The organism is Bacillus sp. MBGLi79 (assembly GCF_002953915.1).
Window position 1 is genome coordinate 4133775 of record NZ_CP026521.1, and the last position, 6143, is coordinate 4139917.

A 6143-nucleotide genomic window follows, 5' to 3' on the forward strand; every position below is an offset into this window, starting at 1 on the left:
GACTTGTCAACGTCACGGATTCGAGACTCAGCAGCTGTTAAGTTCTCAGAAGAAGCGCTTAAGTTGTTGATTGTGTGCTCTAGACGGTTTTGCACCGCACCAAGTTTTGCACGTTGAGCTGATACTGATTTAATAGCTGAGTCAACAGCTGTTAATACAGGATCAAAAGTTGCTGCTGTTCCATCGAAATTAGTAACATCAACAGTTGCAGTTTCTACACCAAGCGCACTAGCACTCATACTATCGATCGTAACATTTAATTGTTGGCCGTTATTCGCTCCGATTTGGAATGTAAACCCTGCTGTTACAGATCCGTCAAGTAATTTTTTACCGTTGAATTCAGTACGATTTGAAATTCCGTCAACTTCACTAACAAGTGCGTCCATTTCATCTTTGATTGCTGCAAGGTCTTCAGGTTGTTGTGTACCTGTGTTTCCAGCTTGAACTGTAAGCTCACGCATACGTTGAAGGATCGCATGTGTTTCAGTTAATGCACCCTCAGCCGTTTGAATAAGAGAGATACCGTCTTGAGAGTTTTTAGAAGCCATTTCTAAACCGCGGATTTGCCCTCTCATTTTTTCAGAGATTGCCAAGCCAGAAGCGTCATCTCCTGCACGGTTGATGCGAAGACCAGAAGAAAGTTTCTCCATGTTCTTTTGGCTTGCGCCGTTGTTTGAAGACAGACGGTTCAGCGTGTTAAGCGCTGCAATGTTGTGGTTGATTCTCATTGTGTATTTCCTCCTTGAAATGTGTTTGATTGCACGTCCATGTGCATATTTTGGAGCATTCAGGCTGTCCTTCCTGCTACATACTATATATCGGAACTCCCTTTGATTTGTTTATAGCAAAAATAAAAAAATCCTCACTTTTTTTGTGAGGATAATTTCGCCAGCAAGTCGTTGGAAATGGAAGCGGCCCGGCTGTTTTCTTCCTTGATCGCCAAATAGATTTCCTTGCGGTGAATTTCGATATGCTTCGGCGCGTCAATGCCGATTTTCACCTGATCTCCGTCAACGGATATGATCTTCACTTCGATATCGTCTCCGATTTGAATCGCTTCATTGAGCTTGCGGGATAGAACTAGCATGCTTCCCCTCCTATCAGCTGCTTTGTTTGATAAGAAGAGGCATGCAAAATCACTTGTTTGGCAAGCATTTTTCTGCGGTTTACGACAATCGGCGCCATCAAATTGGCCGTTGATTTCTCGAACGGCTCTTCGATCGTTAAAATCGCCATCACTTCAACGTCTTCGGCAGATTCGATTTCAAGAAGTTCAACCGTCGTTTCATCAAGATCAAAGCCATAATCTTTGAAAAAGACGAACGGACTGGCGACAATGAATGCAAGCTCTTCCGACTGCACCGACTGAAGGACGACAAACGGCGAATCCTCGGACAGCGGCAGAATGACAAATTTCTTTTCGCCTGTAAATCCGGGCAGGCCGTTTTTAAACATGATCGTCTGATCTTCTTGAATTTGTGTTTCTCCGTGATACTTCGTTTTGATGATCATCATTCACGATCCTTTGCTAAATTACTTTTGTTTTGGGTATTCCACATCTATTTTTACCTCCGGATATTGGAGCATGTCAACTTTCACACTGCCTGGCGTATAGTTAACAACCGGTTTATTCGGCGTTGCTTCGATAACAGGCTTGCGCGGCGTCGCTTCAATGTTCACTTTAGCCGGTTCATATGCGATCTTCACCCTGTCAAATGACGGCGTAAAATGAACGCCGATTTGAATCGGTTCAGGCTCGCTGATTCGTCTCGCCTGGTCTGCAAGCGGATTGCCTTCGATTTCAATCCGCATCATCTCGTCCCCTTCTTCAGCGGTCCGAGCCATTCCGGCAAGCCAATCCTGATAGCCTTGCTGCGCCCCTTCTTCAATCCTTTTAAAGATATGCTTTCTTTCTAAGTCTTCCCATGCTTTAGTCTGGTCAATCGTGAGCTTCGAAGGGGTAGTTGTAATCTCCAGTTCAGCCGGCGGCTGCTCGATTTTCAAGTCGGCGCGCGGCTGTTCCATTTTCAAATCCGGCGGCGTTGTTGTTAAACCGATGCGGCCCGGGATATTTTGCATGATCAGCCTCGGCATCTCCATTATGATATCCTCCTTTTGCTGAAAAAAAGCAACTCGGGTAGAGTCGCTTTTATCTTAAAAAGTCAACCAGTGTCGGCTGAACAATTTTCGCGTTTACGGCAAGTGCAGCTCTGTGAACCGATTGCTGTGTAATAAATTCAGTAATGATTTCTTCAAGCTCAACATCTTCGTTGTCTGACAAAACTTTTGTCGCCGTCTCTTCCTGTTCGCTCAGCCGTGAATTGATCAATTCGAGCCGATTGTAGCGTGCTCCAATATCAGACCGCTCATTGCTCATCTGATTGGAAAACTGGTCAATGTCTGAGAGGGCGTTTTCCATCCCTTCCATTGTTCCCGCTTTTAAGGCGTTCTCGAGAGTCTCAATCATTTCAAACACATTTTGTCCGCTGCCTGACTGCCCGCCGAAAGCCGAAATCGGATTTGAGTTTACATTTAAGGTTGCGTTTGGCGAAACATTGATGTTGACGTCAGAGCTGCTTGTATAGTTTTCAAAATTGTATGTGTAAGTACCATCTGCGTTTTTTGTGATCGGAGCGACGTCAGAGTTCGTACCGTTAAAGAGGTAGCGGCCGTTGACCTGCGTATTGGCGATCTGAATCAGCTGGTCTTTCAGCTGGCCGATTTCGACTCCGATCGCATTTAGTTCATCCCCGCCGTTTGTACTGTTTTGAGCCTTAACAGTCAGCTCCCTGATTTTCCCCATGATATCAATGCCTTCTGTAATGTTCGTTTCCGTGTTTTCAAGCCATGTAAAAGCTTGGGAGGCATTACTTTGATATTGTTTAACCTGGGACAATTGCGTATTGTACTTCAGGCTTTTCATTGCGACGACGGGATCATCGGACGCCTTTGAAATCTTTTTTCCTGACGAAATCTGGGATTGAAGCTTATCCAGCTTTCCATAGCTTGAATTGATGTAGCGCAAAGAGTTTTTTGCGATCATCCCTTGGGTTACCCGCATGAATCTTTACCTACCTTCCCACGACACCCATGCCGTTAATAATTTTATCGAGGACTTCGTCCTGCAGCGTTATCATTCTCGCAGCTGCGTTATAAGCATGCTGGAATTGGATCATGTTCGACATTTCTTCGTCTAATGATACGGCGCTTACAGACTGCCTGTTCAACTCAGCAGTGTTTACAAGCGTTTCTGTATTTTTGGCGAGTCTTTTTGTTTCCTGAGCTTTTACACCCATTTCACCGATAATACCTGCATAATAGTCTAAAACGGTCGTCGTTTTGTCGCCGATTTGCATTTTCTTGGTGAAGACATTAGCGAGATTTGTCGCGTTGGAGTTGTCGCTCGCTTCACCATTCAGCGATGCAGCGATTTTATCGCCTTTTGAATTCATGATCTCATCGGTTACTTTGATTTTGCCGGCGGCTCCCTTTGCAGGCTCAGCCTCTCCTCCGGTAAATTCAAAAAAGATGCCTCCCGGTTCTCCCGATGAAGTAAACCCGCTTTGATGGACTGCATTAAACTCTTTCGCAAAAGCAAGCGCCAGCGTATCCAGATCTGCGAGCATTTCAGGATACAAACCTTTTTCTTTACCGTTTGACATATATCCGTAAGACTCGATTAAACCGCGCAGCGATCCTTTGCTAGTAAACGATTCGATGCCGATGTCCGTCCCGCCGAGGGAAACGCCTGTCACAAGGCCTGTATCGTTGTCGTAATTTACTTTGACAGTTTCAGTCGTGAAGTTTGGTCCGTCAAGAACCTTGCCCAGAGACTGGCCGTTTTCGTCCAGGATTTCGATTGATGCAATGCCTTCAGCGGTTGCAAGTGGGTTGCCGCCAGTCTTCGTATAGCTGACTTTGATATTAACCATTGAAGACAGTTCATCAAGGAGCTGATCACGCTTATCGTACAAATCATTCGGGAGATAGCCGTTTGGCTCGACTTTGGCGATCTGCTCGTTCAAGCTGTTCAGCTGTGACAGAAGCGAGTTGATCGTCATCACATTTTGATCAATCTGGTCGCCTAAATTTGATTGAACGGTTGTCAGCGATTGATATAGAGTGTTAAATGTATCGGCCACCGCCTGCCCTTTTTGTCCGACGACAGAAGCAGCGCTCGGCTCGTGGGCGTTGTTCGTCAATTCCTGAATGGAATTCCAGAATGAATTCAGAACCTTGTTTAATCCGGTGTCGTTCAGTTCATTCATAATCCCTTCCATTTGGTTAAAAGCGTCCACTTTTGCATTAGAATAGCCTGCCTTTGTATTCTGTATCCGGTATTGATAGTCCAGAAAGCTGTCTCTTACCCGTTCAACCGAACCGATCTCAACGCCTGTACCCATTTGGCCGGCAAGTCCGATAGAGTCTTTTGAAACGGTCGGATAAGGGGTTGACGCTTTAAATGTGACACGCTGTCTTGAATACCCTTCAGTATTGGCGTTGGATATATTGTTTGCTGTCACGCTCAGAGCTGATTGCTGCGCGGACAAGCCTCTTTTGGCGATTTCCAGCCCTAAAAAAGTTGGGTTTGTCATCTTTTTCACTCCGTTCTAAGCTTTTGAATCGAATAAAGAAAGCCGTTTTGTTCCGCCTGTCTGATTTGACTGTTGCTCTTTTCCGTAATTCGAACCGCTTTCTTTCGGAAGGAGCATATCAAATGTAAGCGAGATAAATTGAAGCGACTGAAAAGTCAGCTGCTTGTTCAAATCGTTCACATCCTTTAAACGAATGACGAGCTGTGAGAGCTTGGCATACAGCTGTTCCAGCACCTTTTTCTCGCCGCCCGCAGCTCTGCTGATACATGCGCTGATGGTCGCGTCCGAGCTGCCGATACAGCTTTTAGTTGCTTCAATGCGGGACTGCTCCGTTTGTTCAATGGCTTGCACATACTTTTGTTCTTTCGTCACGATTTCTGAAAGTGCCTTTATTTCGTTCGTCTTCAGCGCCTCCGTTTTTTGTTCCGACAGAGACAGCAGATGTTCATGCAGCACGCATAAGCGCTCCAGCTCTTCAATCACCCGTTTCACTGAACTGACTTCCTCCTTTTATTGCTGTTTATAAAAATTAACCATTTTTTCAGCTATGCCTTTGCCGTCCACTTTGTATGTTCCATTCTCTACGGCTGCTTTCAGCTGGGCAATTTTCTCCTGACGCTCCTTCATTAAATCAGGGCCTTTTTGCAGCTCCTTTGCTTTCGCAGAAATCTCAACTTTATCTTCCGGCTGTGCTGCAGCCTGGGAAGAAGCTGTTTGTTTTTCAAATGATTTATGATAAGGATTAACAGGTTGTGTTCCATATTGGTTGATCTTCATGGGATTCCTCTCACTTTCCGCCATAGTTATCTATGATCATACTCATTTTATCGTCTGAGCTTCAAGTTAGTTTAGGGAATCAGTCATTTTTAGGATTAAAGGTATAGTACGTGCCTTTAGAACTATTTCTCTTCTCTTTTTCAAGCTGCTCCAGCTGGTCTAATTGACTCATTTGCGATGCTAAATCTTGATCGCATGACAGGCAATAACGCCCTTCCCGAATAAGTGTGCCGCACCTTTCGCACGGATAGCCGAGATTCGGAAAATTGGAGATTTGAATGCGTTTCTGTCTGATGAACTTCAATATTAACTCTTCTTCGACACCTGTTTTTTCTACGATCTGAAACATTGTAGACTGCCGGTTTTCTTGTTTTTTCAGAAATTTATAAACGGTTTCAAACGCACGTTCTTCTTCTTTCAAGCATGAAACGCAAACGGTTTGAAAACTGCTTTTCATAAACAATGCATTACATCTTGGACAATTCGCCAATTGACTCATAAATTTTGACCCCTATCCTTAAATTCTATCTTTTATATCGGCAGGGAAAAAAAATGATTTAGCTTCGAATTAATGTAAATGATGATACAGATTTTGCCTCACCGGATGTCATCAGACAAGCAGCGGCATGATGAAGGGTCGCCCCTGTCGTATACAAGTCGTCGATCAATATGATATCCAGATTCTTTACCGATCCCTTTTCGGTTCTAAAAACCGTTTTGGGCTTGATCCGTTCTTTTCTGCTTTTTTTGGATTGTTTTTCATTTTCGATT

The 6143-nt window shown here is 44.4% G+C and carries 10 protein-coding genes; all 10 read right to left on the reverse strand.

Annotation, left to right across the window (positions count from 1 at the left end; genetic code table 11):
• Positions 1-728, reverse strand: a 728-nt coding sequence (gene hag, locus C1T29_RS21105; RefSeq protein WP_208945741.1) for a flagellin Hag, incomplete at its 3' end; no start/stop codon positions are given.
• Between the two features lie 134 nt (positions 729-862).
• The gene (csrA, locus tag C1T29_RS21110) at positions 863-1087 is read right to left on the reverse strand and encodes a carbon storage regulator CsrA (RefSeq protein ID WP_101561412.1); all 225 of its coding nucleotides are present in this window, start codon (positions 1085-1087) and stop codon (positions 863-865) included.
• Positions 1081-1512 carry a flagellar assembly protein FliW gene (fliW, locus tag C1T29_RS21115; protein ID WP_208945553.1) on the reverse strand — a complete coding sequence of 144 codons (432 nt, stop codon included), beginning with the start codon at positions 1510-1512 and terminating at the stop codon, positions 1081-1083. Before fliW ends, csrA begins: the two co-directional genes overlap by 7 nt.
• A gap of 21 nt (positions 1513-1533) precedes the next feature.
• Positions 1534-2100, reverse strand: coding sequence for a DUF6470 family protein (locus tag C1T29_RS21120; RefSeq protein ID WP_026580171.1), 567 nt, complete (start codon positions 2098-2100; stop codon positions 1534-1536).
• 49 nt (positions 2101-2149) lie between these two features.
• Positions 2150-3061: a flagellar hook-associated protein FlgL gene (gene flgL / locus C1T29_RS21125; RefSeq protein ID WP_208945554.1), complete on the reverse strand. Its 912-nt coding sequence runs from the start codon at positions 3059-3061 to the stop codon at positions 2150-2152.
• 10 nt (positions 3062-3071) lie between these two features.
• Positions 3072-4595 (reverse strand): flagellar hook-associated protein FlgK, encoded by a 1524-nt coding sequence (gene flgK / locus C1T29_RS21130; RefSeq protein ID WP_208945555.1) that lies wholly within the window; start codon positions 4593-4595, stop codon positions 3072-3074.
• A gap of 15 nt (positions 4596-4610) precedes the next feature.
• Positions 4611-5087, reverse strand: coding sequence for a flagellar protein FlgN (locus tag C1T29_RS21135; RefSeq protein WP_023856391.1), 477 nt, complete (start codon positions 5085-5087; stop codon positions 4611-4613).
• Between the two features lie 18 nt (positions 5088-5105).
• Positions 5106-5372 carry a flagellar biosynthesis anti-sigma factor FlgM gene (gene flgM, locus C1T29_RS21140; RefSeq protein WP_020453113.1) on the reverse strand — a complete coding sequence of 89 codons (267 nt, stop codon included), beginning with the start codon at positions 5370-5372 and terminating at the stop codon, positions 5106-5108.
• Between the two features lie 79 nt (positions 5373-5451).
• Positions 5452-5871, reverse strand: coding sequence for a TIGR03826 family flagellar region protein (locus tag C1T29_RS21145; protein ID WP_020453114.1), 420 nt, complete (start codon positions 5869-5871; stop codon positions 5452-5454).
• A gap of 58 nt (positions 5872-5929) precedes the next feature.
• A partial coding sequence (locus tag C1T29_RS24930) for a ComF family protein (protein ID WP_331281198.1) occupies positions 5930-6143 on the reverse strand: 214 nt, incomplete at its 5' end.